Origin of the sequence: Micromonospora purpureochromogenes, assembly GCF_900091515.1 — a bacterium.
GTDB classification, from domain to species: Bacteria; Actinomycetota; Actinomycetes; order Mycobacteriales; family Micromonosporaceae; genus Micromonospora; species Micromonospora purpureochromogenes.
Genome location: NZ_LT607410.1, coordinates 1,909,070 through 1,935,894, shown reverse-complemented (window position 1 = coordinate 1,935,894; position 26,825 = coordinate 1,909,070). Strand labels below are relative to the sequence as shown.

The window sequence follows — 26,825 nt, the reverse complement described above, 5'->3', positions numbered from 1 at the left end:
CCCCGCGCTTGACCGCGCCCGCCTCACCGGGTCACGTATGACCGGGCGACCCGTTGGCGGGGCCGATCAGGTCGCCGGCGGGGCCCCGGGCGGGATGAACGGCAGGTCGGCCGGCGCGCCGGTCTCGACCAGCCGCCACAGCGCGTCGGTGTCGAGGTGTTCCTCGACCAGGTCCCCGAGCAGGTCGAGCGAGCGCTCGCGGGCGGCGGCGAAGGCGGTGTCCGGCGCCACCCGGAAACCGTGCCGCCCGGCCGTCCGGGCCACCTCGGTGAGGAACCGGCGGCGGAACTCGTCGGACTCGAACGCGCCGTGCCAGTGGGTGCCGTACACCGCGCCGAGCCGCGCGCCCTCGCCGTCGCCGTCGGCGTACGTCAGGAGCGGGGGCAGGCCGGGGTCGGCGGTCGAGACGTACCCGTGGTGGATCTCGTAGCCGCGCACCGGGACGCCACCGGCGGCGGTGCCCACCGCCTGCCGGACGGTCTTGCGCGGGTCGAAGGTGATCTCGACGGGGAGCAGGCCCAGCCCGGGGACGCTGCCCCGGCGGCTCTCCACCGGGTCGTGGATGGCCCGGCCGAGCATCTGGAAGCCGCCGCAGATGCCGAGCAGCGGCCGACCGGCGGCGGCGTGCGCGGTGACGGCGTCGGCGAGGCCGGTCTCGCGCAGCCAGGCCAGGTCGGCGACGGTGGACTTGGAGCCGGGCAGGACGATCAGGTCGGCGGCGGCCAGTTCGGCGGGCTCGACGGTCAGCCGGACCCGCACGCCCGGCTCGGTGGCGAGCGCCTCGACGTCGGTGGCGTTGCTGATCCGGGGCAGCCGGACCACGGCGACGTCCAGCCAGTCGGTGCCGCGTGGCGCGGCCGGCCGGCCGAGCACCCGCCCGTACGCGAGCGAGTCCTCGGCGTCCAGCCAGAGGTCGAGGTGCCAGGGCAGCACCCCGTACGTCGGGCGACCGGTGACCGAGCGGAGCATGTCCAGCCCCGGCTGGAGCAGCCCCAGGTCGCCCCGGAACTTGTTGATCACGAAGCCGGCGACCAGCGCCTGGTCGGCCGGGTCGAGCAGGGCGACGGTGCCGAACATCGAGGCGAACACCCCGCCCCGGTCGATGTCGCCGACCACGATGGTGGGCAGGCCGGCGTGCCGGGCCAGCCCCATGTTGACGTAGTCGCCGGCCCGCAGGTTGATCTCGGCCGGGCTGCCGGCGCCCTCGCAGATCACCACGTCGTACGCCTCGCGCAGCTCGGCCAGGGCCGCGTACGCGGTCTCGGCGAGTTTCGGCCGAAGCTCCCGGAAGTTGCCGGCGGTGACGGTGTCGACGGCCTCGCCGAGCAGCACCACCTGACTCGCCAGGTCGCTGCCGGGCTTGAGCAGCACCGGATTGAACCGCAGGTCGGGGGCGAGCCCGCAGGCGGCGGCCTGCATCGCCTGGGCGCGGCCGATCTCGCCGCCCCGGCCGTCGGGGCCGACGACCACCGCGGAGTTGTTGGACATGTTCTGCGCCTTGAACGGGGCCACGGCGACCCCCCGGCGGTGCAGCCAGCGACAGATGCCGGCGGTGAGCACGCTCTTGCCGGCGTCGGAGGTGGTGCCGGCGACCAGCAGCCCGCCGCTCACCGTCCACTCCCCCGGCCGACGGCGCCCAGGCCGCGTAGCCCGCGCCGGCCCACCGTCGCCACCAGCCGCCCGCCGGTCAGGGGCCAGGCGGCCGCGATCCCGAGCGCGGCCAGCCCGACGGCGCCGGAGATCCGGGCGGCCCGCCGGAGGTGCCGCGCCTCGGGGCGGGGGCCGTCGCCGAGGAACGGCCGCACCTCGGAGCGGCCGAAGTACACGTTGCGCCCGCCGAGCCGGACGCCGAGGGCACCGGCCATCGCCGCCTCGCACTGGCCGGCGTTGGGGCTGGGGTGGTCGTCGCGGTCGCGGCGCCAGACGTGCCAGGCGCGCGCCCGGTCGCCGTGCGCGGTCGGGGCGAGGGCGACGGTGAGCAGGCCGGTCAGCCGCGCCGGCACCAGGTTGAGCGCGTCGTCGAGGCGGGCGGACGGGGTGCCGAAGCGGGCGTAGCGCGACGAGCGGTGGCCGACCATGGCGTCGAGCGTGTTGGCCGCGCGGTAGCCGAGCAGGCCGGGCAGGCCGGCGACGGCTCCCCAGAGCAGCGGGGCGACCACCGCGTCGGAGGTGTTCTCGGCGACCGACTCGACGGTGGCCCGGGCCAGCTCGGACTCGTCGAGCGTGGACGGGTCCCGCCCGCAGAGGTGGCCCAGGCGGCGGCGGGCCGCCGGCAGGTCGCCGCCGCGCAGGGCGGACCCCATCACGTCGGCCTCGTGCCGCAGCGTGCGCCCGCCCAGCACCGTCCAGGTGCCGGCGGCGACGAGCAGACCCCGAAGCACCGGGTGCCGCCGGGTCGCCACGGTGGCGGCGGCGCCGAGCAGCACCGGCGCGCCGACGGCGAGTGTGGTGAAAACCGCGCCGGCGGTCCGGTCGGGGCGGTAGACCCGCCGTTCCAGGGCTACGGCCGCGCGGCCGTAGCCGGCCACCGGGTGCCAGCGACGCGGGTCGCCGAGCAGGGAGTCCAGGGCGTACCCCGCCACCAACCCTGCCGCGTTCGCCACGGCGGTCGCCTGACGCACCTCGCACCACCTCCGGCCGGCCAGCCTAGCCGTACGGCGGGGTGACCGACGCCGCCGTCGCCACCCCGCCCCCGTCCGTCCCGTCGGGCCGCAGCGGCGCCACCTGCGCGGCTCACCGGCTCCGGCCCGCCGGGTCAGGCCGGCACCGGCACCCGGCCGCGCCCGCGCCGACCCCGCCCGGCCGGCGCGACGGCGGTCTCCTCCGGTGCGGCGTCCAGCTCGCCCTCCCCGGCGCTCTGCTCGCCGTCCCCCGGCACCGGGGCCAGCTCGTCGCCGGACGCCGGGCCGTCGTCGCCCTCCTCGTCGAACGGGTCGGTCAGCTCCGCCAGGCCGGTGCCGGGCACTTCGTGGCCGGCGCGGGACACGGCGAAGCCGGAGAACTCGAAGTCCTCGTCGAACGGCCGGTCGTCCGGCGCGGCCGGCGCCTGCTCGTGCGGCACCGGCTCGGTCGGCTCGCCCTGCACCCGGCCGGCCGCCTCGGCGTCCTCCGCCGTGCTGGTGGCCATGGTCGGCTTGTTGCGCAGGAACCGGGCCCGCCCGCGGGACAGGTCGTGCCCGACGGCGACCGCCTCCAACTCGTAGAGGGTGCGGTGGTTGCCCGCGTCGTCGGTCCAGTCGCGGGTGTAGAGGCGGCCGGCCACCACCACCGGGTCGCCGACCATCACCGAGGCCGCCACCCCCTCGGCCAGCTTGCGCCAACAGTTGACCCGGACGCGGAGGCTGTTGCCGTCCACCCACCGGCCGCTGTCCCGGTCGAGCCGGCGAGCGGTCGAGGCCACCTTGAAGTTGGCGACCAGGGTCTTGCTCTGCGTGGTGCGGCGCCACTCGGGGGCCGTCAGCACATTGCCGACGATCGTGACGTAGGTATCGAACATCGTCCCCTCCCAGGGGTTCAGGGCCTGCCGTGGCGAGTCGACTCGGTGCCGAGCCTGGCCGGGTCGGCGCCGCGCGGCGAGCGGACCCGACCGGCCTGTGGACGAGGGGACCGCCTGTGGACAAGAACCTGATCAAGGGCCCGGTCTGCTAGGGCCGAGCGGCCCTGGGTGGCCGTACCGGGTGTGACCAGGATCGGAAGGCGGGGTCACCCGGCGTGGGATCGACTCCGGCTGGGTATGGATTTGATCAACCGAGAGCCAGCACGGCACGAGGTTCGATGAGAAAGGTCAGTGACGATGATTCTCAGCTCGCGTACCACCGGCCCCGTCCGCACCGAGCGGGAGGTGCGGCGATGAGCGCGGTGACCAACCCGGCGACCGTTGCCGAGTGCCTGCGCGTCGGCGCCGGCTTCTCCCAGGGCGACCGGAACTGGATCGCGGAACAGTTCGCGACCCTGGACGCGCGGCTGGCCGCGTTCCACGCCGACGCCACCGAGCTGGAGGTGTCGGTGAAGGACCGCGAGGCGCGCGGGCAGAAGGTCACGCTGGAGTGCTGGATCGCCGGTCGGCAGAAGATCGTCACCACCTCCGGCGAGGAGGACCTGCGCGCGGCGCTCCACGACGTCCGCGACGACCTGCGCCGGCGGCTCAACGACGCCAAGACGAAGCAGGAGCCCCGGCACAACAAGCACATCCGGGAGATCGGCCAGCCGGGCCCCGACCAGGTGGCCGACGCCGACGCCGACCTCGAACGGGTCGACGCCGAGACGGCCTGAGTCAGGCCTCGACCGTCCCCGGCCGACCGGTGCGGTCGGACGGGGACGGCACGGGGGGCTACCGCCCGGTAGCTTCCGGGCGTACCGTCGCCTTCGTGGAACCGGACGTGCTGGGGCCGCCGTACGAGCGGCAGACGATCGACCTGGGCGCCGACGACGAGGGACCGGTGGTCGCCACCCTGGTCCGGCGGCGTGCCGAGCGCCCCACCGGGCGGGCCGTGCTCTACGTGCACGGCTTCGTCGACTACTTCTTCCAGACCCACGTCGCCGACTTCTTCGCCGAGCGCGGCTGGGACTTCTACGCGCTCGACCTGCGAAAGTACGGTCGCAGCCTGCTGTCGCACCAGACCCCGAACTTCTGCCGCGACCTCGGCGACTACTTCCCCGAGCTGGACGCCGCCGTGAAGATCATCCGCGAGGACGACGGGCACGACACCCTGCTCGCCATGGGCCACTCCACCGGCGGCCTGATCCTCTCGCTCTGGGCGCACGCCCGACGCGACGCCGGCCTGGTCGACGGGCTCTTCCTGAACAGTCCGTTCTTCGACATCAACGCCCCCTGGCTGGTCCGTCGACCCCTCGCGGCCGCCGCCTCCCGGCTGGGCCGCAGCGCGCCGCAGCGCATCCTCCCGTTCGGCCTGGGCACCGTGTACGGCGAGAGCCTGCACGCCGAGCACCGCGGCGAGTGGACGTACGACCTGGCCTGGAAGCCGCTGGCCGGGTTCCCCGTCCGGGCCGGCTGGATCAACGCCATCCGCACCGCCCAGCGGGAGCTGCGCGCCGGGCTGGAGATCCCGGTGCCCGTGCTGCTGGCCTGCTCGACCCGCAGCTTCAAGGGCACCAAGTGGCACGACTCGGCGGCCCTGGCCGACGCCGTGCTGGACGTCGAGCACATGGTGCGCTGGGCACCCCGGCTCGGCCACCACGTCACCCTGACCCGCTTCGACGGCGGCATGCACGACCTGACGCTCTCCGGCCCCGCCGTACGCGAGAAGGTCTTCGCCGAGGTCGGGCGGTGGGCCGAGGCGTTCCTCGGCGCGGGCCCGACGAACGCCGGCCCCGACGCGGCGGGCCCGGCCGGCGCCGCGGTCCCGGGCAGCCGGGAGCCGGCCGCGGACACCGCACCGGCGGGGGTGCCGCAGGCCGGCTGACCGGCGCTCAGCCGCCGGTCGGCAGCTCGGCGGTGATCCGGTCGAAGCTGGCCACCGGGTGGCCGCCCTCGCCGGGCAGCACCAGGCCCAGGCAGCGCAGCCCGACCTCCCCCGCCGGGTCGGCCTGCACGCCGAAGACGGGCGCGCCGACGTACCCGGCGGGCAGTTCGCCGGTGATCCGTAGGCCGTCGCCCGCGCGGACGGCGCGCTCGACCGCGACCTCCAGCGGCCGCGACCCGTCATCCCGGACGCCCAGCGCCAGCACGATCGCGGTGACCGGCTCCGCGCCGATCCGGGCCACGTCGTCCGCGCCGGCCGCGACCGCGTCCGGCACCGGTTGGGTACGCCAGCGCCAGCCCTGCCCGGCCGCCCGCTCGTGCAGCCCGGCGGTCGGCAGCACCGCCACCCCGAGTTCGGGCAGGTGCCCCCACCGATCGGTGAAGTGCGGCAGGACCAGCGCGTCGGGGGCCACCCCGGCGGGCTCGGCGACACTCGGCCGCAGCCCGACCTCGCCGGCCTCGACCCGGGTCAGCACGTCGGCGGTGAGCAGGTACTCCCCCGTGGGATGCGCGAAGAAGAACGCGGTGCCGGCGGGCCCGTCGTCGGCCGGCCCGGCCGGGCGGACCGGCAGGATCGCCCGCCCCAGGAGCTGGCACAGCTCGTAGGCGACCTCGTTCTCGGCATCCGGTTCCAGCAGCACGAAACCGAGGGTACGGGGCGCGCCCGGCCGGAACCCGGATGACCGGACGCCGGCGGCGTGCGACGCTGATCACCGCGCCGCAGCGGGCCCCCGTTCCCCCGCGGCCCGGGGGTGCGGCGGTACCCTCTTGGCGCGACACGCACGCCGCGCGCCCGTAGCTCAGCGGATAGAGCAGGGGACTTCTAATCCCAAGGCCGCAGGTTCGAATCCTGCCGGGCGCACCACGGCCGTCCCAGGTCAACGGCCTGTCGCCCCCCGGTCCAGTCGATCACCACGGCTCCCGTACAGCCATTCGTACCGCCACGTCAGCCGAGGAGCTGCTTCGCGGCCTCGTCCACGGCCGCCCGCTCGATCTTCGGCAGGACGTGGGCGTAGGTGTTCATGGTCAGGCCGATCTGGCTGTGACCAGCACCTTCATCACCGTCCGAGGCGACGCACCGGACACGAGCAGGAACGTGGCGCAGGAGTGCCCCAGATCATGCAGCCGCAGCCGGTCCAGGCCAGCCGCAGCCCGCATCTTGTCCCAGGTCCGGTCGACGGACCACTGCGCCGCTGAACGCCTCCAGCCGTACTCCTGAGCAGATGGCCGGCTACGGTGACCAGACCGACGGCGTACCCCTGGGCCGGCCCGCGCAGCCCGAGGAAATCGCCCCCGCCTTCCTGTTCTTCGCCAGCATCGAATCCTGCCGGACGCACCATGCTTCACCAGCGGAAACGCTGATTGGCGTTGACCTTTGACACCGGCTGGCCCCACCCCGGCCCCTGCGCGGGGTTAGTCCGGGGTGATGCCGTGGGCGCGGAGGATCTGGCGCACCCGCTCGCGCGTGTAGCCGGTAACCCGCACGATGTCGATCTGGCGCATGCCGTCGCGGCCAGCCTCCACAATGGCAGCGGCGAGCTGATCCCGCGCCTCGGTGACCTTCTCCCGATCTTCCGCTGCACGCTGTGCGGAGGCAGCGGCGGTCGCCTGCGCCATGTGAAACGCGCGCACAGCGTCCGCTAGTCGGTTGGCCACATGGCAGATGATCTCACCCGCCAAATGGGGCGTCATAATCGCGATCATTATTTGGCCTAGTAGCTAGGCGTGACCTCTTGCGTACGTAGGCCAACTGCGGTTTGCTGATTTGGCCACCAATCAGGCGGCCCTCGGCAAGCGATTGCGCCGCTGACCGAGGGCCTTGATCGCCCCAGGGAGGCGACCCATGAGCACCCTACCCACCCTGCCCGCCTGCGGAGAACCAGCGACAGTCCGTATCGAGCTGTACACAGCCGACTCCCTCGACGCCTGCGCTTACACCTGCACAGCGCACACGATCCACGCGACGGCCGCGAGCGCTAGGACCGGGCTGCACGCCCACCCGGTCGGCATGGCACCCGGAGTCGACCGGCTCTGCGGCTACGTGCACGTCTTTCCTACCGGCACCCTTGCCGACCGCACCGCCTGCCCCCGCTGGTGCGACCGAGACGACTGCCAGCGTCGGGGCCAGCACCGCTCCCGCGCCCGGCACGTGGACACCAACCGGCCGGAGGCCTTCATCGGTGGCGTGGCCCTCGTCCAGGCTCTGCACCCGGCCGCCGAGCCGATGGTGAACCTGACCAGCGTGGAAGGCAGCGCCGCGGCCAGCCTCGTCCTGTCGATCGGGCAGGCGCGCGTACTGCGGTACCGGCTGGCCCACCTGCTCGGCATGGCCAAGGCAGGCCCCAACGGCGGGTGTTGGGTGTAGTCCACAACAGAACGGGCCGCCTACCTTGCTCGTGGGCGGCCCGTTGCCTGTACATCAACTACTCCTTCAGGTATCCGGTGGTGGGGTCGATCTCAGCGAGGAAGTTCCGGATGGCCTCCTCCATCTCAGGCAGGGCCATTGCGCAGCCGTCAGCTCTGGTGATCCCGAAGCCGTAGCCGTGCGGCCCGCTGAGCCAGTCGAAGTCGTACCCGCCGGGCGTCTCAGCACGCTGACGGATGCGAAAGTTCTGCCCGTCGACCGTCATCACGATCGGATCCTCGGCGTAACGGGGTCTCGTGTGCTCGGGCGCGAGGCCGGGCTCCGGTTCGGTTGACATGCCTGCTCCTTCCTCCGCCACCCGCCGGGGGGCGACAAGCCGGCGGGTTGACACCTACACCGGATGCCGCATGATCCAGGTGGGCAGCGGCTCCGTGAAGGCGCGGACCACCTCCCAGCCGGCGCGGCCGTACACCTCGACGTTGTCGGGGTTGCTGGTCTCCAGGATCGCCGGCAGTTCGTCTGCGGCGGCGCGGAGCAGTCCGGCTCTCATGACGGCGTGGCCCCACCGGCGGCCGGCGTTCTGCGGGTGGGTACCCAGGACACCGAGGTACCAGTAGGGAGCGGCCGGCAGTGCCGCGTGCACGGCCTCGTCGTAGGCGTGGACGCGGGCCAGCGCGGCGGCGGGCAGTTGGGCGACGAGGTCGTCGTCCGGCCACTCGCTCTGCATCGCGGGGGGCTCCCAGATTGCGACCGACGCGCCGCGCTCGATCGTCCAGATCGTTTCCTTGCGGACCCGCTTGTCGAAGAGGCGCCCGAAGAAGGCGGCGGCGTACTGCGAGTAGGTCGCCTCGTCGGGAAACAGGTACCGGAGGACGGGGTCCTTGGTGAATGCGGCGACCAGCGAGGCGATGACGCGTCCACGGTCTTCCGGGGTGGCGACGGTGATCTCAGGCGCGGTCACAGCGTCCGACGGTATCGCAGACGGTTCGGTCGCACACCCGAGGCGGTGCCATCTGCTCCGCCCGTCGTCACCGGTACGCCAAGGTGCTGGTCGACGGCAACGCGGCTACGTGCATGTCTTTCCTACCGGCACCCTTGCCGACCCCACCGCCTGCCCGCGCTGGTGCGACCGAGACGACTGCCAGCGCCGGGCCAGCACTTTCTCGCGCCCGGCACGTGGACACCAACCGGCGGACAGCGGTACTTGGCCGGGAAGACGGTCAGGCCAGGATTGACCCCGGTCAGGAAGTGGGTCCGGCTGCCGTCGGCCGCGGCGCGCGCCGCGCGTGGTTGACTATTGAGCCATGCCGCTCAGTCCGCACGAGGTCGATCTGTTCGAGGACTCCAGGGCCCGCCTGGAGGCGATCGCCTATCGCCTGCTGGGCTCGACGAGCGACGCCGAGGACGCGGTCCAGGACACGTTCCTGCGCTGGCAGGCCGCCGACCGGGAGCGCGTCGAGACGCCCGAGGCGTGGTTGACGAAGGTGCTCACCAACCTGTGCCTCAACCAGCTCACCTCCGCGCGGGCCAGGCGTGAGAGCTATGTGGGCATGTGGTTGCCGGAGCCGGTGCTCGCCGGGGACCGGATGCTCGGCCCGGCCCACACCGCCGAGCAGCGCGAATCGGTCTCGATGGCGGTGCTCACTCTCATGGAGCGGCTCTCGGCCAGGGAACGCGTCGTGTACGTGCTGCGCGAGGCCTTCGGCTATTCACATGGGGAGATCGCCGAAATCCTCGAGATCACCGAGTCGAACTGCCAGCAGATCTACCGGCGGGCCAAGCAGCACGTCGCCGGCGATCGGGCCCGCGCGGAGGTCGACGGGGCCGCTGCGCGCAAGGTCGTCGAGGAGTTCCTCGCTGCGGCCGTCAGCGGCGAGACCGAGCGGCTGGTCAAGCTGCTCACCGACGACGCGATGAGCGCCGGCGACGGCGGCGGCAGGATCCCGGCCCGTGCCACGCCGATCGTCGGCGCACTGGCGGTGGCGAGGTTCCTGCGCGGCCTGTTCAAGCCCACCCAGGCCAAGTGGGACATGGTAGGCGGCAGTCCCGCCCTCTACGTCGACGTCGTCAACGGCGCGCCTGCGGTGGTGGTCGTGGTCGGTGACCGGGTCGTCGGTGTCATGTCCTTGGAGGTGACCTCCCAGGGCGTCGCGGCCGTTCGCACCCAGGTCAACCCCGACAAGCTCGAACGCGCCACGCGCCAATGGGCCGTATCCGAGCACGGGGAACCGTTCCTCGAAGCCTTGTGACCCACGACACGGACGGCTCCTGTCAGGAATCGCGTCGCTGCCCGGTTCAGGAAGCGAGCACATCGAGACAGGAGTGAGGCCATGAAGCACCGCATCGTCGTCCTCGGGGCCGGATACGCCGGAGCCATCGCGGCCGGGCGCCTCGCCAGGCGGCTGCACCACGACGACACCGAGATCACCGTCGTCAACGCCGACCCCGATTTCGTCGAGCGGGTCCGCATGCACCAGCTCGCGACCGGACAGGACCTCAAGCACCGCAAGCTGAGCGACATCTACGCGGGCACGGGCGTGAAGGTACGACTGGCACGGGTCACCGCCGTCGACGCCGACCGCAAGACCGTCGCGCTCGTCGACGAGCACGGTGCCGGCGAGATCGCCTACGACACCCTCGTCTACGCCCTCGGCAGCGCGGCCGCCGACCACGGCGTCCCCGGCGTCGCCGAGCACGCCTACGACGTCGCGGGCAAGCAGTCCGCGCTGCGGCTGCGCGAGCGCCTGAACGACCTCGCCGCCGGCGGCACCGTGCTGGTCGTCGGCGGAGGCCTCACCGGCATCGAAGCGGCCACCGAGATCGCCGAGGCCCGGCCGGACCTCGACGTCGCGATCGCCGCCCGCGGCGGCCTCGGCGACTGGCTCAACGACACGGCCCAGCGGCACCTGCGCGGAGTCTTCGACCGGCTCGGCGTCGCCGTCCACGAGCACGCCGACATCGCACGGGTCGAGGCGACCGGCGCGGTCACCGGCGACGCACGGGTGATCCCGGCCCAGGTGACCGTGTGGACGGCGGGTTTCGCCGTCCACCCCATTGCCGCCGCCACCACCCTGGAGGTCGCCGAGACCGGACAGATCGTCGTCGACGCCACGATGCGCTCGGTCTCGCACCCCGACGTGTACGCCGTCGGCGACGCCGGACTCGCCGAAGGGCCCGGCGGCAAGCCGCTGCGGATGTCCTGCGCCTCGGGGACCCCGATGGCCTGGCAGGCCGCCGACGCCATCGCTGCCCGCCTGACCGGTCGGAAGATCCCCCATACCCCGATTCGTTACTTCAACCAGTGCATCAGCCTCGGCCGCCGCGACGGCATCATCCAGTTCGTGACCGCCGACGACCAGGCCAAGCCGTCCCTCATCAAGGGGAAGCTGGCAGCCCGCTACAAGGAGGTCATCTGCAAGGGCGCGGCCTGGGGCGTCGCCCACCCGACGCTGCTGCTTCCGACCCGCCGCCGCCGCATCGCCGCGATCCCAACGGAGATCCTCGCGGCCACTTCGTGACGGGGCGGGCGCCGCTCGTCGCGACAGCACCCGCAAGCTGAGCCGTCTCAGAGACCTGAGCCATGGTCCGAAGAAGAGGAAGCATTCGTCTCTGCCGCGTCCAACCAGCGCCGGTACCACCGGGCGAACCCGAGCGGCGTGCCGTCGTCGTCGCACAGCGGCCGGAAACCACCGTCCTCGGCGGTGTCGTCGGCCCACATCCGGCCCCGTGCCGGGCCGCTGACGACAAGGGCCTCCCGCAGCGCGCAGCCGAGGTGACACAGGTACAGCAGACCGATCGAGTGCTCGGGCTTGAAGACGATGCTGTCGTGCTGCTCCCAGTACGCGTCCTCAGCCGCGTTGAACTGCTCCTCCGAGTCGTAGTCCGCCTCGTCGGGCGGATCGGGTAGACCGTCGGCCGGGTTGAACGCCTCGACGTGCGGAAAGGGCTGCGCGAGCGCGTCCAGGTCGGTGAGATCGGCGCCGTCGCCCTCCCACCGCCACCGCCCGTCCAGCCGACGCAGGGGAAAGAGCCCGTAGGTCGGCCCTGCACCGCCCCGCCCCGCCGCCAACAGGAACGACCGGTACTCACCCGGCAGCTCCACCTGGAGCTGTGTCTCCACCTCGGCCAGCTCCTCCGCGCTCAGCGGCGGCTCAAGCTCCCACCGATGGCTCGAAGAACCGAAGACCTCAACCGCGCCGGGCGCGGAGGACAGCCGGGCGAGCCGTTCGCGGACATCTGACCAGTCGGAGCGCGCCACGGGCGGCACGATACAAGCCCGAGGCCATCCGTACCGTCCGGACCGCTCACGCGAGGGGCCGCCCTCCCGGCCAGACGGAAGGACGGCCCGTCGCAGCGGATCAGGCGTCAGGCCACCGAGGCCGGGATCCCTCTCAGTAGTGGTGGGCGAGGACCTGCGTCAAGGCATGCGAGGCCTGGCGGATCATGCCGGGGTTGGTCTCCCAGTAGTAGGGCAGGGCCACCACGGCCTGGAACAGCGCCCAGCCCCGCCCCCGCAGCCACGACGCGTCGTCGACGTCGAGTTCGGCGCGGAACCGCTCGCGGCTGGCGCCGGCGAACACGTTCCACGCCGGTTGCAGGTCACAGGCGGGATCACCGACGTTGAGGCCGCCGAAGTCGATGACCGCGGACAGCCGGCCGTCGACGACGAGCAGGTTGCCCGGCAGCAGATCGCCGTGCACCCAGACCTCCGGGGCGTCCCACGCCGGGGCGTCGAGCGACTCCTGCCAGGAACGCAGCGTCGCCGCACCGTCGATCCGGTCGCCGAGCCGCGCGACCGCCCGCCGGACGCCCTCGTCGAGCTCCACGAGCGCTGCGCCCCGCTTGCCGGGAAGGCGCGGGAAGGCCCCGGTGGTGTCGATCCGGCGCAGCGCGGCCACGAATGCCGCGAGATCGACCGCGGCCCGGTCCAGGTCGTCGATCGTGCCGTTCGCGTTCTCCCCCGGCAGCCACTCGCACACCGACCAGTCGAAGGGGTAGCCCTCGGCGGCACGCCCCATCGCCACCGGCACGGGCAGGGCGAGCGGCAGGTGCGGTGCGAGCTTCGGCAGCCACTCGGCCTCCTGGGCCGCCTGCTTGGTGGCCCAGCCGATCCGCGGCAGCCGGACGACGAGGTGCGCACCGAGCCGGTAGATGTCGTGGTCGGTGCCGTACGACGGGACCGGACGGATCGGCAGCCCGGCCCAGTGCGGGAACTGTCCGGCCAGGAGGCGACGGACCAGGTCGACGTCGGTCTCGATCTCGTCGGCGTGCATCTTTAGAGCGCTCATCGCGGCCATCCTCAGCGAACCGAGGTGAGCGCGGCAACCGAGTTGCCGGCGGGCCCCGTCGAGACGGCTCGCCGACGTTCAGTCGCGGCCCAGCCAGGTGGCCACGCGCGCTTCCTTGCCCTCGGCGTCGGCCAGCGCCCACCACGTCGGGGCGTTCTGGTCGGTGACCAGGCGACCCCCGGCGGCGAGCGCCGCCGCGATGCGCGCCTCGGCCTGGTCGTGCGGCACGGAGACGTCGACGTGCAGCCGGTTACGCCCGGTGCGCCGGGCGTCCGTCTGCTGGAACCACAACGAGGGCCCGTGGCCGTGCGGGTCGATGAGGTCCTCGGGCCCCTTGTCCCGGTCGCCGAGCAGGGCGCGCCAGAACGGCAGCACCTCGGGGATGACGAGGGCGTCGACGGCGACGTTGAGGTGCTGGAGGGCGGCCGGGTCGGCGGGCACGTCGAGCTCGCGCGCCGCCTGGGAGATCTGCCGGGCCAGCGTGACGTCGCATTCGCTGGGCCAGTCCACCTCGGGCGTCGGCAGCCGTACGGTCACGCCGTCGGGCCGCAGGTCGACATGGGGATGGTGGTCCGCAGCGTCGGAGGAACGCTTCGGCCAGTGGCCCGACACCGGTTCCGGCATCTCGCGGGAGTCCACCAGCAACGCCACCGGCTGGGCGGCGAACTGACCGACGGTACCGGGGGGGTGCGGCGCCGCGTCGCACCGACCACCTGGGGGGTGAGTGGTCGGTGCGACGCGGCCTGACCGACGCCGGGGCGGGGCGGAGGGGGGAATGGGAGTGAGGTGCCCCGCCCAGCGTCGGAGCTCAGCCGGCGGTGGGGGTGGCCGGCTTGTTTCCGCCGCCCGGGCCCCCGGTACGGGCGGTCTCCTGCGGGGTCGGTCGCGCGTCCGGCTTGCTGGTCGGGTGGCTGGGCGTTACCGAGGGGCGGGGGGTCTGCTTGCCCTTCTCGGCGGCGAGCAGCGTGGTGCAGTAGCCGGCCACCTGCTCCCGGCCACCGGCGGTGGTGATCAGCACGGTGAAGGCGGGATTCTCCAGCGCCTTGCCCGGGTTGTCGGCGGCCTTGGCGGTGTAGGCGTGGCAGAGGCCGACCATGGACGGCGAGGGGGTGCCCTTCGCGCCCGGCGACTTCTCGCCCTTCGCCTTGTCGGTGGGGGCGCCGGTGGCGTGCGCCGAGGGCTTGGCGCTCGCCCCGGTCAGCGGGTTCGGCAGGGTGCCGTTCGCGGCGGCGAGCGCCACTCCACCGGTGGCGGTCACGGCGAGCGCCGTGGCCCCGACCTTCAGGGTGAGCAGTTTCGCCAGTGCGGTGTGCAGCATGAGGGCTCCGGTCTTGAGGGGATGACGGAGTGGCGGTGTCCCCGGGGCGCCTTCCGGATCACACCTTCCGTGCCCCTCAGCGCCGGCCTCCCCCGATACGTCACACCGGCCCTTCACGATCGCGAGGACGGCACACCCGGTCACACCCCGTGAGGGGCCGGCGCGGAAACCCGGGTGACGTGGGCGCGTCCACGCTCGACCATCGACGGATGCCGTCGACCCGAGCGCCCGAGCCGGACATCCGCCGCTACTACACCGACGTCTACGACGAGGCCGGCCGGCTGGACCGCACGCCGCAGGGGCGGCTGGAGCGGGCCCGTACCCGGGAGTTGCTCGCCCGGCTGCTGCCGCCGCCGCCCGCGACGGTGCTGGACCTGGGCGGCGGCCCGGGGGCGTACGCGAGCTGGCTGGCCGCCGCCGGCCACCCGGTGCACCTGGTCGACCTGGTGCCGGCGCACGCGGCGGCGGCCCGGCGCGACCACCCGGTGGCGGGCGCCGGCGTGGGCGACGCGCGGCACCTGCCGTACGCCGACGAAAGTGTGGACGCCAGTCTGCTGCTCGGGCCGCTCTACCACCTGACCGAGCGGGGCGACCGGGTCATCGCGCTGCGGGAGGCCGCCCGGGTCACCCGTCCGGGCGGGCCGGTGCTGGCCGCCGCGATCAGCCGCAACACGCCGATGATCGACCTGGTCCGGCAGGGCCGGGTGGACGACGGCAGCCGGCCGGCGATCCTGGCTGCGTACGCCACGGGAGTCAACGACCCGGCCACCGGCTTCACCACCGCCTACTTCCACCGCCCGGAGCAGTTGGTGGACGAGTTCACCGCCGCCGGGCTGCCGGCGGTCACCGTGTACGGCATCGAGGGCCCGCTCTGGCCGGTGCTGGAGACGCTCGGCGCGGCCGAGGAGTCCCCGCTGTTCCGCGAGGCGGTGGCGTGCGCGCGGGCGTTCGAGTGCGATGCGGCGGTGATCGGGGTCAGCTGCCACCTGCTCGCCGTCGCGACGGTGGGAGCCGGTTGACCCGTCAGCGACACGGCGCGTACCGAGGGTGATCGGAACGGACGTTCCGTGCTATTCTCCGTCGTCGATCTACCGCTGCGCGGACCCGGACGGGTCGCTGCTCGAAGGACGCCTCCCCGATGTCGGCCGTACCCGCTCCGACCTTGCCGCCGTCGCTGTTGGACCGGCCGGCCGGTGGCGCGTTCACGCTCATCTTCACCACCCTGCCGGCCCTGCTGCGGCTCACCTGCGGGCTGGTCGGGGCGGTCACCGCGCTGGCGGTGCGCACCCCGCCGGTGCGGACCGGGGCGCTGCTCGTGGCGGTCGCGGTGCTGACGGCGTGGTCGGTGCTCTACGCCGTCCGGGCGCTGCGCGCCGGGATCGGCGCCGCGCTGGTCACCGGGGACGTGGCGCTCACCACGGCGGCGTGCCTGCTCATCCCCCACCTGGTCGCGCCGGAGGTGCTGCCGGGTGAGGGCAGCTGGATCGCCGTGCTGGCCAGCACCACGGTGATCAACACGCAGGCCACCGCCGCCGCCCGCTGGTCGCTCCCGGCGGGGCTGCTGCTCACCGCCGCCTACGCCGCCGGCGCCACCGCCGCCGGCAACCCGACCGAGGCCACCGCCCACGCGGCGACCCTGCTCGGGCAGACCGGGCTGGCGGCGATGATGACCGCGGTCATGCGCCGACGGATCGGCCGGGCCGACCGGGCCTTCGCCGACTACCAGGGGTTGCGCCGGGACGCGCTGATCGCCCGTACCGCCCGGGAGGCGGAGCGACGGCAGAACCGGGACCTGCACGACACCGTCCTCGGCACGCTCACCATGGTCGGCCTCGGTGCGGTGCCCGACGGGTCGCCGGCGCTGCGCCGGCGGGCCGCGGCGGACCTGCGTACCCTCGTCGGGCTCGCCGACGCGCGGTCCGCGCCGGTCGGCGGCCGGGTCGCGGTGGACGAGCGGTTGCGGGCGGTGCGCGACGCCCACCCGGAGCTGGCGGTGACCGCCGAGCTGGCGCCCTGCGCCGCCCCGGCCCCGGCCGCCACCGCGCTCGCGGACGCCACCGCCGCCGCGCTGGCCAACGTGGCGCGACACGCGCCCGGCGCGACCGTGACGCTGCGGCTGACCACCGAGGCGGAGACCGTCGTGGTCGAGGTGGTCGACGACGGTCCCGGCTTCGACCCGGCCGCCGTCCCGGCCCACCGGTACGGGTTGCGCGAGTCGGTACGCGGGCACCTCGCCGAGGTCGGCGGGCACGCGGAGGTGGCCTCCGCCCCCGGCGAGGGCACCCGGATCCGGTTGGAATGGCCCCATGTCGGCTGACCTCGACGCCGGCCCGGTCGCCGTACCCCGGGTCGATCCGTCCCCGGGGAGCCTCTCGCCGCCGGACGACGTCCCGGCGGTCGACGTGGCCCGCGCCTCGGACCGCGGCGCGCGGATCGCGGCCGTCGCCATCGCGCTGGTGTGGCACGCGGTGATCGGGTTGCCGGCGCTGCTCGGGTCGTGGTCCGAGCTGGCCGCGCCGGCGGTGGTCGCGGCCGGCTGGCTGGTCGTCGCCGCGACCGGCGGGTACGCCGGGGCCCGGCTGCTGGGCGGGGCCCGGCCGCCGGCGCCGCCTCTGGTCGCGGTGCTGCTGGCGGTGGACGTGGCGGTCTTCGCGGCCAGCGGGCGGGAGCTGTTGTTCACCGCCGCCAACTGGGTCTGGGGCACCCTCGGCTGGTTCTTCGTGGTGGTGCTCTGGGGGCGGCGGATCCCCTGGCTGGTCGCCCTGCTCGCCGCCCACTCGCTGATCGCGCTGGCCGCGCTGCTCGGGCACGGCGCGACCGCCCCCGCCGACCTGACCCGGTACGCGATGTACGTCTACGGCACGTCCTCGCTGCCCATCGCGGTCTTCACCGGCGCGGCGGTGATCGCCGGCCTGGCCCGGCAACGCGCCGCGACGGCGGCGGCCACCCTCGCGGTCGCCGCCGAGCGGGACGCGGCCGAGTGGGCCCGGCGGGAGCGGCAGGCCCGGCTCGCCCTGGTCAGCGGCGCCGCCGAGGAGGTGCTGGCCGAGCTGGCCGACGGGCGCGGCGATCCGGCCGACGCGCTGGTGCAGCGCCGGTGCGTGCTCGCCGCGGCCCGGCTGCGCCGACTGATCGCCGAGTCGGACGACGTGCCGGACCCGCTGCTGCACGAGCTGCGCGCCGCCGCCGACCTGGCCGAGCGGAACGGCCTGCCGATCGACCTGGTCGCCATCGGCACGCCCCCGCCGCTGCCGGTGGAGGTCCGCCGCCGGCTGGTGGACCCGCCCACCGCCGCGCTGACCGAGGCGCAGCGCTGGGCCCGGCTGACGGTGGTCGCCGGCCCGGACGAGGTGGTGGTCAGCCTGGTCGCCCCCGAGGTGGACGATTCCGCCGGGACCGGTCCGCCGAGCCACGTCGAGGACGACGGCCAGGTGGAGCACGTGCAGGAGCGGGACGGGGAGATCAGGTGGACGCAGACCCGGTGGCGCAGGACGTGAGCGGGGACCGGCCCGTCGGGGTGGCCATCGTGGACGACCACCCGGTGGTGATCGACGGGGTCCGGGCCTGGCTGGCCTCCGAGCCGCGGCTGCGCGTCCTGGCCACCGGGGACGATCCGGACCAGGTGCTGCGGGACGCGCCGGACGCCGACGTGGTCCTGCTGGACCTGCGCCTGCACGGACGGATGGTGATCGACAAGCTGGCCGAGCTGAGCGCCGCCGGTCGGCGGGTGGTGGTCTACTCCGAGCACACCGACCCGGCGACGATGCTCGCCGCGCTGGACGCCGGGGCGGCGGCGTTCCTGGCCAAGCACGAGGGGCGGGAACACTGCGTGGCGACCGTCCTGGCCGCCGCCAGCGACCGCCCGTACGTGCCACCGGCGCTGGCCGGGGCGATGGTGGGCGACCCCCGTCCGGACCGCCCGGCCCTGTCCGACAAGGAACGGGAGGCGCTGCTGCTCTGGTTCCAGTCGATGTCGAAGGCGTCGGTGGCCCGTCGGATGCGGATCAGCGAGCACACCGTCAAGCAGTACGTGGACCGGGCGCGGATCAAGTACACCCGGGCGGGCCGGCCGGCGGCGACCAAGGCGGCGCTGCTGGCCCGGGCGATCGAGGACGGCCTCGTCCGACCGGAGGAGATCGGCATCTACCGGTCGCAGGCGGCGGCCGACCGGCCGACCCCCTAACGGCTGTCATGACAGGCCCGGCGGGCTGGGCGAGGCTTACCGGCAGGAGGTCAACCGCCGGGAGGTCGTGACGATGCGCGAGGACGCGTCCCCGTTCTTCATCGCACCGCACCGCTTCGATGCGCCGCACGACGAGCTCCGGCCGGTGCTGGACCGGCGCTACGAGCTGGTCCCCGAGCCGGGCGAGCGGGTGTTGCGGCGGCTGCGTACGCCGGTGGCCGGTTGCCTGCTCAGCCCCACCGGCACCCGGCGGCAGTGGGTGCTGCCCGCGCCGGCCACCGTCACCGTCACCGACCGGCGGCTGGCGTACGTGTGCGCCGGCGCCGAGCTGGCCGTGGTCGCCGGGCGGGACGGCCGTGGCGACGCCCGGCACCGGCGCGCTCTTCGGCTGTCCCGCCTGGTCAGCGGGCAGATCCGCTGGCAGTGGCCGTCCCGCCTGGAACTGCCGCCAGCCGCCGGCCCGGCACCTGCCGGCCCGCTGGCGGACGGGCCCGCCCCCGACCCGAGGGCCGACCGGGAACTGCTGGTGGTCTGCGACGCGCTGCGGACCATCCAGCAGCCGGCGCTCGCCCTCGGCGGTCCGGCCGACACGGTGACGGAGCTGGCCCGGCTGATCCGCCGGTCGGTGGCCACGTTCCGGCTGAGCCACCCGGACCTGGTCGAACTCTCCCCGCCGGAGCGCGACGAGCTGGCCCGCCGGGCGGCGCCCGGCCCGCTGGACGGGGTGGCCCGGGTGACACTGCCCGGTTCGCTGCCGGTGGAGTTCCTGTCCCGGGACGACTACTACCGCACGCCGGCGCCGTCGGCGCGGGACGCCGTCGGCGAGTGAGCCCGGGCCCGTAGCCGGCGCAGCATCCGGGCGTCGGTGAACCCGACGGCCCGGGCGGCGGACTCGACGGTGGCGCCGTGCCCGATCAGGTGCTCGGCCCGCTCGACCCTCAGCAGCTGCTGGTAGCCGAGCGGCGTGAGCCCGGTGGCCTGGCGGAACAGCCGGGTCAGGGTGCGTTCCGCGACCCCGCCGGCGGCGGCCAGGTCGGCCAGCGGCAGCGGCTCGGAAAACCTGCTGTCGATGAGGTCCTGCACCCGGTGGGCCGCGTCGGACAGGTGCGAGCGGTGCCGCATCATCGCGCTGGCCTGCTGCTCGTGCCCGTTGCGCCGGGTGTGGACCACCAGGGTGCGGGCGATCCGGGCGGCGGCGGCCGGGCCGTGCCGGGTGGCCACCAGGTGCAGCGCCACGTCGATGCCGCTGGCGATGCCGGCGGAGGTCACCACCCGGTCGTCCACCACGTAGAGCACGTCCCGGACCACCCGGGCGGCCGGGAAGACCCGGGCCAGGTCGTCCTGCACGTCGTGGTGGGTGGTGCAGCGCCGGCCGTCGAGCAGGCCGGCCCGGCCGAGCGCGAACGCGCCGGCGCAGATGCTGGCCACCGTGCCGCCGCCCGCGTGGTGGTCGGCCAGGCGCCGCAGGTCGTCCCGGCCGACCGGCCCCGCCGGGCCGTGCGCCCGCGGCCGCCAGCCGGGTACGACCACCAGGTCGTCCGCGTCGAGCTCCGGCCACCCGGTGGCGGCCCCCAGCGGTACGCCCTGCACGGTCGGCACGGTGTCCCGCTCGGCGACGTAGTGCAGCCGGTAGTCGTACCCGTTGTCGGCGGCGGTGGAGAAGACCTGGGCTGGGCCGGCCAGGTCCAGCAGGTGCAGCTGCGGGACCAGCAGGAAGACGACCCGGGCCATCGAATCAGCCCCGCGCGCCGACCGGGGTCGCCCCGGTCACCTCGTCGACGGTGCGGACGGTGGCGAAGCGGCCGGCGAGGGCGTACTCCGTCCGGGCGGTCATCTCCTCGCCGGACAGGGTGCGCGGGTCGGCGAGGATCTCCGCGACGGTGGCGGTCGGCGGCAGGTCCCGGTGCGGGGTCGGGAAGGTCATCGTCGCGTCGGTCACGAACGTCATCTCGTAGCCCAGGTCGCAGCCGACCCGGGTGGTGGTCTCCACGCACTGCTCGGTGCGGATGCCGCAGACGGTCAGCTCGCGGATGCCGGCCATGGTGAGGATCTGCTGGAGGTTGGTGGTGGTGAAGGCGTTGTGGGACGTCTTGACCAGGGTGGGCTCGCCGGCCACCGGGGTCAGCCCCGCGATCAGCCGGACGTGGCCGAGCGCCGGGTCGAAGACGGTCCCGCTGCCCGGCTCGGCGTGCAGGACCCAGACCACCAGGTCGCCCCGGCGACGCGCGGCGTCGACCAGCCGGTCGACCTGGCGCACGATGTCGGGCTGCGACGCGTGGGCCCAGATCGGGCGCTGACGGAAGGACTCCTGGACGTCGATGACGACGAGTGCTGCTCTGCTCATGGCTGTAGATCCTGGCCGGGTCGCTGCCGGGGCGGCAGACACCATCATGCCCGGATGCGGAACGATCCGGTCACCGCCCCGGCCCACCGGAGCCGGGGCGTCGTCCGGGCCTGGGCAGCCTCAGGAGGCGGCGGTGCGGCGGCCGCGCCGGTCCAGCTCGGCGGCCTCCTCCAGGGTGGGGGCGGTGCCGCCCAGGTGGGCCGGCTGCCACCAGGCGTCCTCCGGGCCGGCCGGCTGGTCCGGGTACTCCCGCTGGGCCCGGTCGACCAGGGCCGACAGCCGGCTCTTCAGCTCGACGGTCATCGCGTTGGTGTCCGGCCACTCCGCCGGGTCAATCGGCTCGCCGAGCAGGATGGTGATCGGGGTGTGCCGGCGGGTCAGGTTCTTGGGCCGGCCCTTGGTCCAGAGTCGCTGGGTGCCCCAGACCGCCACCGGCAGCAGCGGCACGCCGGCCTGCTGCGCCATCCGGGCGGCCCCGCTCTTGAGCTCCTTGACGGTGAACGAGCGGCTGATCGTCGCCTCGGGGAAGACGCCGACCACCTCGCCGCGCCGCAGCGCGCTCACCGCCGCGTTGTACGACCCGGCGCCGGCGCGGCGGTCCACCGGGATGTGCTTCATGCCGCGCATCAGCGGGCCGGAGACCTTGTGCGCGAAGACCTCGTGCTTCGCCATGAACCGGACCAGCCGGCGGGATTCGTGCGCCCCGTAGCCGCAGAAGATGAAGTCGAGGTAGCTGACGTGGTTGCTGGCCAGCACGGCCCCGCCGGTATGCGGGACGTGGTGGCTGCCCTCGACGGTCAGGCGCAGGTCGAGGACCCGGAACATCGTCTTGGCGGCGGCGATCACAGGGGGGTACACGAGTTCCGACATTCGCCAACTTTACCCCGCGTAGGTTACGGACCCGTAGGGCCCGAAACCGGCGCTCGGTGGCTCGGCCCCGGGTCCAGTCGCTCTGCCGCTGGCAGAAGGGCTCGCCCCGGCCGGCGCCCGCGGCTCAGGATGGCGGGATGACGGAACGCGCGGTGCTGCTCTGGGTCCACGGCGGCGGGTGGCGTGGCCGGTCGCACGAGGACGGCGCGGCCCTGGCCCGGCTCGGGCTGCGGGTGGTGGCGGCGACCTACCGCTTCTCCCACCAGGCGCACTGGCCGGCGCAGCTCGACGACGTACGCCGGGCGGCGCGGGCCGCCCGCGAGGAGGCCGGCGGGCTGCCGCTGCTCGTCGCCGGAGACTCGGCCGGCGGCACCCTGGCCCTGCACCTGGCGCTGCGCGGGGTCGACCGGCCGCACGACGTCGCGGCGGGGCTGGCGTACTGGCCGGTGAGCGACCCGCTGGACGACGAGTGGCGCCGGTCGCGGGCGTCCGACGACCCGTGGGCCGACCTGCTGGGCCATCCGCCGGCCGCCGGCGACCCGGCCACCGTCGACTCGACCGTCGCCAGCCACCTCGGCAACCGGGTGCCGGTGCTGCTCGTGCACGGCACCGGCGACGCGGCCGTCCCGGTGGGCCAGTCGGTCGCCCTCACCGGGGCGCTCGTCGCCGCCGGCCATCCCACCCACAGCTGGATCACCCACGGCGGCCACGCCCTGGCCCTGGACCGGCCGGACATCCGGGCGGTCACCGCCGCGTTCCTCGACACCGTCCTGCCGGCCCGCTGACCGGCGGAGAAATCCTGGGCCCACGGGAAGTCGGCGGGGCTACCGTCGACGCATGCCGGAGCTGCACTCCATCGTGATCCACTGTCGCGACCCGTACCTGCTGGCGCCCTTCTGGAGCGTGGTCACCGGGCTGCCGGTGGTGCCGGAGGACGAGGCGAAGCTCGCCGACCGATCGCTGACCCCGGGCGAGTCGGTCCTGCTGCGCGACCCGCACGGGCACCGCCCCGACGTCTGGATCTCCCCCGTGCCCGACCTGCCCGCCCCCGGTCGGATCCACCTCGACCTGGTGGGCGACGCCGAGGAGCGGGCCGACGTGCTGGCGGCCGGCGCCACCGTGGTCCGGGAGCTGCCGGGCTGGACGGTCCTCGCCGACCCCGAGGGCAACGAGTTCTGCCTGCTCCCCCACCGGCCCTGAACGGGCGGCGGGAGAGCAGGCGGAACCTGCCTCACTCGGCGAGTTTCTCCAGGTCCAACCGGCCCCGGGCGAAGGCGTCCACCCGACCCCACCGGCCCGGGATGTCCAGCACCTCGATCCGCCCCATGCCCACCGGCAGCATCGGCTCGACCGCCAGGTGCCCCTCGTGCGGCTCCAGCCCGAGCATCGTGCGCAGCAGCAGCAGCGGGGTGCCGGTGGACCACGCCTGCGGGCTGCACGCCGTCGGGTACTCCACCGGGAACTTGGTCTGCTCCCGGGGATAGCCGCCGAACGCCTCCGGCAGCCGCCCGTTGAAGTACCGGGCGGCGTCGAGGATCCCGCTGGCGATGGTGGCGGCCTCCTCGTTGAAGCCGTACCGCCGCAGGCCCCAGGCGATGAACGAGTTGTCGAAGGGCCAGATCGTGCCGTTGTGGTAGCCGATCGGGTTGTACCGGACCTCACCCTCGGCGAGGGTGCGCACCCCCCAGCCGGAGAAGAGCCGGGGACCGACCAGGTGGTGGGCGATCTTCTCGGCCCGGTCCTGGTCGACGATCCCGCTCCACAGCAGGTGGCCGATGTTGGAGCTCAGCGTGGCGCACTGGCGCCCCTCCGGGTCCAGGGCGAGGGCGTAGTACTCGCCGTCCGCCACCCACCAGTCCCGGTTGAACCGCTCCTTGAGCTGCGCCGCCTCCCGCTCCAACTGGTCGGCGTACGCCGGGTCGTCCCAGAACTCGCGGGCCAGCCGGGCGGCACGCAGCTTCGCGTCGTACGCGTAGCCCTGCACCTCACAGGTGGCCCGGGGGAACGGCGGCAGCGTGCCGTCGCGGTACTGGATCGAGTCCCAGGAGTCCTTCCAGCACTGGTTCTCCAGGCCGGTCTCGCTGTTGCGCCGCTCGTACCAGATGTAGCCGCTGCCGACCAGGTCGGCGTAGTCGTCGATCCACTTGAGCGCGGCCCGGCACTCCCGTTCCAGCTCGCGGACCAGCGTGACGTCCCCGCTCCACTTCTCGTACTCGTCGAGCAGGATCACGAAGAGCGGCGTGGCGTCGACCGAGCCGTAGTACGGCGAGTGCGGCTGCTCCTCGAAGCCGGCGGTCTCGCCGTAGCGCATCTCGTGCAGGATCCGGCCCGGGTCCTCGTCCCGGAAGTCGTCGAACCGGGTGCCCTGCAGGGCGCCCAGGATGCGCAGCGTCGTCCTGGACAGGTCGGGGGCGAACGGCAGCACCTGGAGGCAGGTCAGGATGCTGTCCCGCCCGAACATCGTCATGAACCAGGGGAGGCCGGCCGCGGGCAGGGCCTGGCCACCGAGCGACAACGGCGAGAAGCGCAGCGCCGCCAGGTCGATCAGACTGCGCCGGTAGGTGGACGCCAGCTCCGGGTGCTCACTGTTGACCTTCGGAGCCTTGGCCACCCACTCCTGGAGGTCGTGCTCAAGGGCCAGCCGCTCGGTGCCGTGCGCCCGCAGACCCATCCGCAGGTCCCGACCGCCCGGGCCGAGCGCGAAGGTGCCCACGTTGATGCTGGTGTCCCACTGCTCGTTCGGCTCCAGGTGGACGCTGAACGCGAACCCGTTCTTGTCGTAGCGGGCCGGGCGGGACGCCGAGATGACCGTCTCCCGCTTGAAGTTGCCCCGCCGGTAGCCCAGGCGCAGCCGGTCCGCCTCCACCTCCGTGTAGATCTCGCCCTTCTTGTTCAGGATCTCGTCCTTGACCTGGAACAGGTCGGCGAAGTCGGAGCCGGCGTCCATCCGGATCTCCAGGTCCACCGGCTTCTCGTCGTGGTTGAGGATGGTCACCTGCTCTTGGAAGCTGCCGCCCACGGTGCGCTCCCGGATGATCGACAGCTTGGCGTCGATGTAGTGGGTGGCCATGCCGGGCACCAGGAAGAACCGCGCCTCGTAGTACTGCAGGTCGTCGAAGGAGAGCGCGTTGAGCCGCTCGCCGTTGACCGTGAGCACCCACTTCGACAGGAAGCGGGTGTCGAGGGAGAACAGGCCGGTCGGCTCGCTCGGCGTCGCCTCGATGTCGCCGGTGTCCTCGGAGACGACGAAGGTGTTGCCGTCCAGGATGCGGATCATGTTGCTCTGCGCCATCAGCGGGCCTCCCTGCGGTATTCGTGACGGGGGCCGGTGGAGGTGACGGGACCCGGGAAGATCCGTTCCACCTGGAGCAACAGTCGCGGGTTACCCGAGACGGTCATGTCGCCCCGCAGCAGCGCGGCGATCGCGTTCTCGCGGCCGGCGACCATGTCTCCGAAGAAAACCGGATCGGTGCCGATCACCGTGTCCGCCTCCCGGTCCTCCTGGCTCACCCCGAGCCTGCCCCGGTCGATCTGGAGCAGCCAGTGCGTCGTCTGCGCCCCCTCGTGCAGGTCGAAGCGCAACGTCCCCGAGGTCTTGTCCAGCAGGGGCTCGTAACCCCGCCGGTCGAGATCGTCGAAGAACCTCGTGGTCGGGTCCACCATCCACTCCCCCCGTCGATCCACGGCATCACGACGTACGCCGACCGGGTCCCCGTCCGGCGCGCCGTCAACCTCGCCCGGATCGGGTGAGTCCGGCCGAGCGTCGTACCGGAGCAGTAGCCTGCTCGACGGACGACGACGGGAGGGGCCGATGGCGGCGGTGCCGACGGTCGACCGCGGCCGGGTGCTCGCTCACCGGGCCGCAGCGCGGCAGCTCGACCGGCCCGGGCTGCGCCCGGCCGACCTGGCGGTGCTCGACCTGGGCGTGCAGGACACCCCCTACGGCTCGGCCCGGCTGGCGCTGGCCGCGCGCGGCGCCGCCGGCCTCGACGACGACCGCCTGGAGCTGGTCTGGGCCGCCCGCGGAGCGCCGCACCTGCACCGCCGCGCCGAGCTGACCGGGCTGGCCGCCGCGCTCTGGCCGCTCAGCGACGCCGACGCCGCGCGCCGGGTGGCCGAGCAGATCCGTGCCGGGGCGGCGAAGCTCGGCAGGGTCGCCTTCCACCGCACCGCGCAGGCCTTCCGGGAGGTGGTCACCACCGTCATGGACAAGAGCGCGGTGAGCCGGGCGGTCACCGACCGCATTCCCGCCGAGCTGAGCTACGACTGCGGGCCGTGCGCGGCGCGGCACGTCGCCGGGTCCCTCTTCCAGCAGGCCGGGCTGGCCGGCGGCGTCCGGCTGGAGGTTTCCGGGCGGGCCGCCCGGCTGGCGCCGCTGGCCGACCGGCCGGCCCTGCCCACGCGGGCGGCGGGCACGGCGGGCCTGGTGCTGGCGTATCTCCGCCTGCTCGGGCCGGCCACCGTGACGGACGTGGCCGGCTTCCTGGGCACCACCGCCACCGAGCTGCGGGCGGTGTGGCCGGCGGCCGAGCTGACCGAGGTCCGGGTGGACGGCCGGCGGGCCTGGCTGCCCACCGACCGGCTGGCCGCGCTGCGCGGCGCCGAGCCGCTGGACGGCGTCCGCCTGCTGCCGGCGGGCGATCCGTTCCTCCAGGCGCGGGACCGGGACGTACTGGTCCCCGATCCGGCGCACCAGCGAGAGCTGTGGCGGATGCTCGGCAACCCGGGCGCGCTGCTGGTCGACGGCGAGATCGGCGGCACCTGGCGGGCCAGGCAGTCCGGTCGAGGTCGGCTCGACCTGACCGTCACCCCGTTCACCCGGCTGTCGCATCGGGCCGGCGAGCGGATCGAGGCGGAGGCCGAGACGGTACGACTGGCCCGTGGGGCGTCCGCCGTGACGGTCCGGGTGGAGTCCGCCTGAAGGCGCCCCGGGCAGGACGGACGCCGGCCCCCACGAGGGGAGCCGGCGTCACGG

At 74.0% G+C, this 26,825-nt stretch carries 30 protein-coding genes and 1 tRNA gene; 15 read left to right on the top strand and 16 right to left on the bottom strand.

The features are described 5' to 3' along the window. Nucleotides 1-66: 66 nt before the first annotated feature. The 3 genes from GA0074696_RS09085 to ssb form a co-directional block, all read right to left on the bottom strand. Entirely contained in the window at nucleotides 67-1,611 is a 1,545-nt protein-coding gene (locus tag GA0074696_RS09085) for a cobyric acid synthase (RefSeq protein ID WP_088960683.1), read from the bottom strand. Beyond that, nucleotides 1,608-2,621 (bottom strand): cobalamin biosynthesis protein, encoded by a 1,014-nt coding sequence (locus GA0074696_RS09080; RefSeq protein WP_088960682.1) that lies wholly within the window; start codon nucleotides 2,619-2,621, stop codon nucleotides 1,608-1,610. The genes GA0074696_RS09085 and GA0074696_RS09080 overlap by 4 nt, the downstream gene beginning before the upstream one ends. Before the next feature lie 134 nt (nucleotides 2,622-2,755). Beyond that, entirely contained in the window at nucleotides 2,756-3,496 is a 741-nt protein-coding gene (gene ssb / locus GA0074696_RS09075) for a single-stranded DNA-binding protein (protein ID WP_088960681.1), read from the bottom strand. Nucleotides 3,497-3,849: 353 nt separating this feature from the next. Here ssb and GA0074696_RS09070 point away from each other — a divergent pair, with 353 nt between their 5' ends. Beyond that, nucleotides 3,850-4,272 carry an HPF/RaiA family ribosome-associated protein gene (locus tag GA0074696_RS09070; RefSeq protein WP_088960680.1) on the top strand — a complete coding sequence of 141 codons (423 nt, stop codon included), beginning with the start codon at nucleotides 3,850-3,852 and terminating at the stop codon, nucleotides 4,270-4,272. A gap of 95 nt (nucleotides 4,273-4,367) precedes the next feature. Next, the gene (locus GA0074696_RS09065) at nucleotides 4,368-5,423 is read left to right on the top strand and encodes an alpha/beta hydrolase (protein ID WP_197700825.1); all 1,056 of its coding nucleotides are present in this window, start codon (nucleotides 4,368-4,370) and stop codon (nucleotides 5,421-5,423) included. Between the two features lie 7 nt (nucleotides 5,424-5,430). On the opposite strand, the gene GA0074696_RS09060 is transcribed toward GA0074696_RS09065, so the two are convergent. Next, on the bottom strand, nucleotides 5,431-6,123 hold the full coding sequence (locus tag GA0074696_RS09060) for a hypothetical protein (protein ID WP_088960679.1): 693 nt from the start codon (nucleotides 6,121-6,123) through the stop codon (nucleotides 5,431-5,433). 148 nt (nucleotides 6,124-6,271) lie between these two features. Here GA0074696_RS09060 and GA0074696_RS09055 point away from each other — a divergent pair. Together GA0074696_RS09055 and GA0074696_RS31345 are read left to right on the top strand one after the other, a co-directional pair. Then, a tRNA-Arg gene (locus GA0074696_RS09055) sits at nucleotides 6,272-6,347 on the top strand. A 358-nt stretch (nucleotides 6,348-6,705) separates the two neighbouring features. Continuing rightward, nucleotides 6,706-6,861, top strand: a complete 156-nt coding sequence (locus tag GA0074696_RS31345; RefSeq protein ID WP_197700824.1) for a hypothetical protein — start codon at nucleotides 6,706-6,708, stop codon at nucleotides 6,859-6,861. Between the two features lie 34 nt (nucleotides 6,862-6,895). Here GA0074696_RS31345 and GA0074696_RS09050 read toward each other — a convergent pair whose 3' ends face one another. Further along, nucleotides 6,896-7,186 carry a hypothetical protein gene (locus GA0074696_RS09050; protein ID WP_088960678.1) on the bottom strand — a complete coding sequence of 97 codons (291 nt, stop codon included), beginning with the start codon at nucleotides 7,184-7,186 and terminating at the stop codon, nucleotides 6,896-6,898. Nucleotides 7,187-7,490: 304 nt separating this feature from the next. On the opposite strand from GA0074696_RS09050, the gene GA0074696_RS09045 reads away from it, so the two are divergent. Next, nucleotides 7,491-7,847 carry a hypothetical protein gene (locus tag GA0074696_RS09045; protein WP_088960677.1) on the top strand — a complete coding sequence of 119 codons (357 nt, stop codon included), beginning with the start codon at nucleotides 7,491-7,493 and terminating at the stop codon, nucleotides 7,845-7,847. A 58-nt stretch (nucleotides 7,848-7,905) separates the two neighbouring features. Here the strand turns inward: GA0074696_RS09045 and GA0074696_RS09040 are convergent, their stop codons facing one another. Both GA0074696_RS09040 and GA0074696_RS09035 read right to left on the bottom strand, forming a co-directional pair. After that, entirely contained in the window at nucleotides 7,906-8,184 is a 279-nt protein-coding gene (locus tag GA0074696_RS09040; protein ID WP_088960676.1) for a hypothetical protein, read from the bottom strand. 54 nt (nucleotides 8,185-8,238) lie between these two features. Further along, nucleotides 8,239-8,808 carry a GNAT family N-acetyltransferase gene (locus GA0074696_RS09035; protein ID WP_088960675.1) on the bottom strand — a complete coding sequence of 190 codons (570 nt, stop codon included), beginning with the start codon at nucleotides 8,806-8,808 and terminating at the stop codon, nucleotides 8,239-8,241. 343 nt (nucleotides 8,809-9,151) lie between these two features. Between GA0074696_RS09035 and GA0074696_RS09030 the strand changes: the two genes are divergently transcribed. Then, nucleotides 9,152-10,096 (top strand): RNA polymerase sigma-70 factor, encoded by a 945-nt coding sequence (locus tag GA0074696_RS09030; RefSeq protein WP_088960674.1) that lies wholly within the window; start codon nucleotides 9,152-9,154, stop codon nucleotides 10,094-10,096. A gap of 81 nt (nucleotides 10,097-10,177) precedes the next feature. Next, complete coding sequence (locus tag GA0074696_RS09025) at nucleotides 10,178-11,365, top strand: NAD(P)/FAD-dependent oxidoreductase (protein WP_088960673.1); 1,188 nt, start codon at nucleotides 10,178-10,180, stop codon at nucleotides 11,363-11,365. A 47-nt stretch (nucleotides 11,366-11,412) separates the two neighbouring features. Here the strand turns inward: GA0074696_RS09025 and GA0074696_RS09020 are convergent, their stop codons facing one another. From GA0074696_RS09020 to GA0074696_RS09005, 4 genes are all read right to left on the bottom strand, one after another. After that, nucleotides 11,413-12,105 (bottom strand): SMI1/KNR4 family protein, encoded by a 693-nt coding sequence (locus GA0074696_RS09020; protein ID WP_088960672.1) that lies wholly within the window; start codon nucleotides 12,103-12,105, stop codon nucleotides 11,413-11,415. Nucleotides 12,106-12,238: 133 nt separating this feature from the next. Further along, entirely contained in the window at nucleotides 12,239-13,135 is an 897-nt protein-coding gene (locus GA0074696_RS09015) for an aminoglycoside phosphotransferase family protein (RefSeq protein WP_088960671.1), read from the bottom strand. Nucleotides 13,136-13,213: 78 nt separating this feature from the next. Next, entirely contained in the window at nucleotides 13,214-13,759 is a 546-nt protein-coding gene (locus tag GA0074696_RS09010) for a VOC family protein (RefSeq protein ID WP_088964450.1), read from the bottom strand. Between the two features lie 184 nt (nucleotides 13,760-13,943). Further along, nucleotides 13,944-14,453 (bottom strand): hypothetical protein, encoded by a 510-nt coding sequence (locus GA0074696_RS09005; protein ID WP_088960670.1) that lies wholly within the window; start codon nucleotides 14,451-14,453, stop codon nucleotides 13,944-13,946. A gap of 209 nt (nucleotides 14,454-14,662) precedes the next feature. Between GA0074696_RS09005 and GA0074696_RS09000 the strand changes: the two genes are divergently transcribed. From GA0074696_RS09000 to GA0074696_RS08980, 5 genes are all read left to right on the top strand, one after another. Further along, nucleotides 14,663-15,472, top strand: a complete 810-nt coding sequence (locus GA0074696_RS09000) for a class I SAM-dependent methyltransferase (protein WP_088960669.1) — start codon at nucleotides 14,663-14,665, stop codon at nucleotides 15,470-15,472. Between the two features lie 119 nt (nucleotides 15,473-15,591). Then, nucleotides 15,592-16,770 carry a sensor histidine kinase gene (locus tag GA0074696_RS08995; protein ID WP_088960668.1) on the top strand — a complete coding sequence of 393 codons (1,179 nt, stop codon included), beginning with the start codon at nucleotides 15,592-15,594 and terminating at the stop codon, nucleotides 16,768-16,770. Further along, a complete protein-coding gene (locus tag GA0074696_RS08990) occupies nucleotides 16,760-17,950 on the top strand; it encodes a hypothetical protein (RefSeq protein WP_231925306.1) in 1,191 nt (396 codons plus the stop codon). Before GA0074696_RS08995 ends, GA0074696_RS08990 begins: the two co-directional genes overlap by 11 nt. Then, entirely contained in the window at nucleotides 17,920-18,636 is a 717-nt protein-coding gene (locus GA0074696_RS08985; protein WP_088960667.1) for a response regulator transcription factor, read from the top strand. The genes GA0074696_RS08990 and GA0074696_RS08985 overlap by 31 nt, the downstream gene beginning before the upstream one ends. A gap of 73 nt (nucleotides 18,637-18,709) precedes the next feature. Beyond that, the gene (locus GA0074696_RS08980; protein WP_088960666.1) at nucleotides 18,710-19,465 is read left to right on the top strand and encodes a hypothetical protein; all 756 of its coding nucleotides are present in this window, start codon (nucleotides 18,710-18,712) and stop codon (nucleotides 19,463-19,465) included. Here the strand turns inward: GA0074696_RS08980 and GA0074696_RS08975 are convergent. The 3 genes from GA0074696_RS08975 to GA0074696_RS08965 all read right to left on the bottom strand — a co-directional run bounded on the left by GA0074696_RS08975 (nucleotide 19,420) and on the right by GA0074696_RS08965 (nucleotide 21,850). Beyond that, nucleotides 19,420-20,367 carry a GlxA family transcriptional regulator gene (locus tag GA0074696_RS08975; protein WP_088960665.1) on the bottom strand — a complete coding sequence of 316 codons (948 nt, stop codon included), beginning with the start codon at nucleotides 20,365-20,367 and terminating at the stop codon, nucleotides 19,420-19,422. The genes GA0074696_RS08980 and GA0074696_RS08975 overlap by 46 nt on opposite strands. 4 nt (nucleotides 20,368-20,371) lie before the next feature. Further along, on the bottom strand, nucleotides 20,372-20,980 hold the full coding sequence (locus GA0074696_RS08970; RefSeq protein ID WP_088960664.1) for a cysteine hydrolase family protein: 609 nt from the start codon (nucleotides 20,978-20,980) through the stop codon (nucleotides 20,372-20,374). Nucleotides 20,981-21,100: 120 nt separating this feature from the next. Next, on the bottom strand, nucleotides 21,101-21,850 hold the full coding sequence (locus GA0074696_RS08965) for a lysophospholipid acyltransferase family protein (RefSeq protein ID WP_088960663.1): 750 nt from the start codon (nucleotides 21,848-21,850) through the stop codon (nucleotides 21,101-21,103). 137 nt (nucleotides 21,851-21,987) lie between these two features. Here GA0074696_RS08965 and GA0074696_RS08960 point away from each other — a divergent pair, with 137 nt between their 5' ends. Next, nucleotides 21,988-22,635: an alpha/beta hydrolase gene (locus tag GA0074696_RS08960; protein WP_088960662.1), complete on the top strand. Its 648-nt coding sequence runs from the start codon at nucleotides 21,988-21,990 to the stop codon at nucleotides 22,633-22,635. A 52-nt stretch (nucleotides 22,636-22,687) separates the two neighbouring features. Continuing rightward, complete coding sequence (locus GA0074696_RS08955) at nucleotides 22,688-23,050, top strand: VOC family protein (protein WP_088960661.1); 363 nt, start codon at nucleotides 22,688-22,690, stop codon at nucleotides 23,048-23,050. Between the two features lie 31 nt (nucleotides 23,051-23,081). Here the strand turns inward: GA0074696_RS08955 and GA0074696_RS08950 are convergent, their stop codons facing one another. After that, nucleotides 23,082-25,142: an amylo-alpha-1,6-glucosidase gene (locus tag GA0074696_RS08950; protein WP_088960660.1), complete on the bottom strand. Its 2,061-nt coding sequence runs from the start codon at nucleotides 25,140-25,142 to the stop codon at nucleotides 23,082-23,084. Next, nucleotides 25,142-25,513: an SCP2 sterol-binding domain-containing protein gene (locus GA0074696_RS08945; RefSeq protein WP_088960659.1), complete on the bottom strand. Its 372-nt coding sequence runs from the start codon at nucleotides 25,511-25,513 to the stop codon at nucleotides 25,142-25,144. The genes GA0074696_RS08950 and GA0074696_RS08945 overlap by 1 nt, the downstream gene beginning before the upstream one ends. 148 nt (nucleotides 25,514-25,661) lie before the next feature. Between GA0074696_RS08945 and GA0074696_RS08940 the strand changes: the two genes are divergently transcribed. Next, nucleotides 25,662-26,771 carry a DNA glycosylase AlkZ-like family protein gene (locus GA0074696_RS08940; protein ID WP_088960658.1) on the top strand — a complete coding sequence of 370 codons (1,110 nt, stop codon included), beginning with the start codon at nucleotides 25,662-25,664 and terminating at the stop codon, nucleotides 26,769-26,771. Nucleotides 26,772-26,825: the final 54 nt, after the last annotated feature.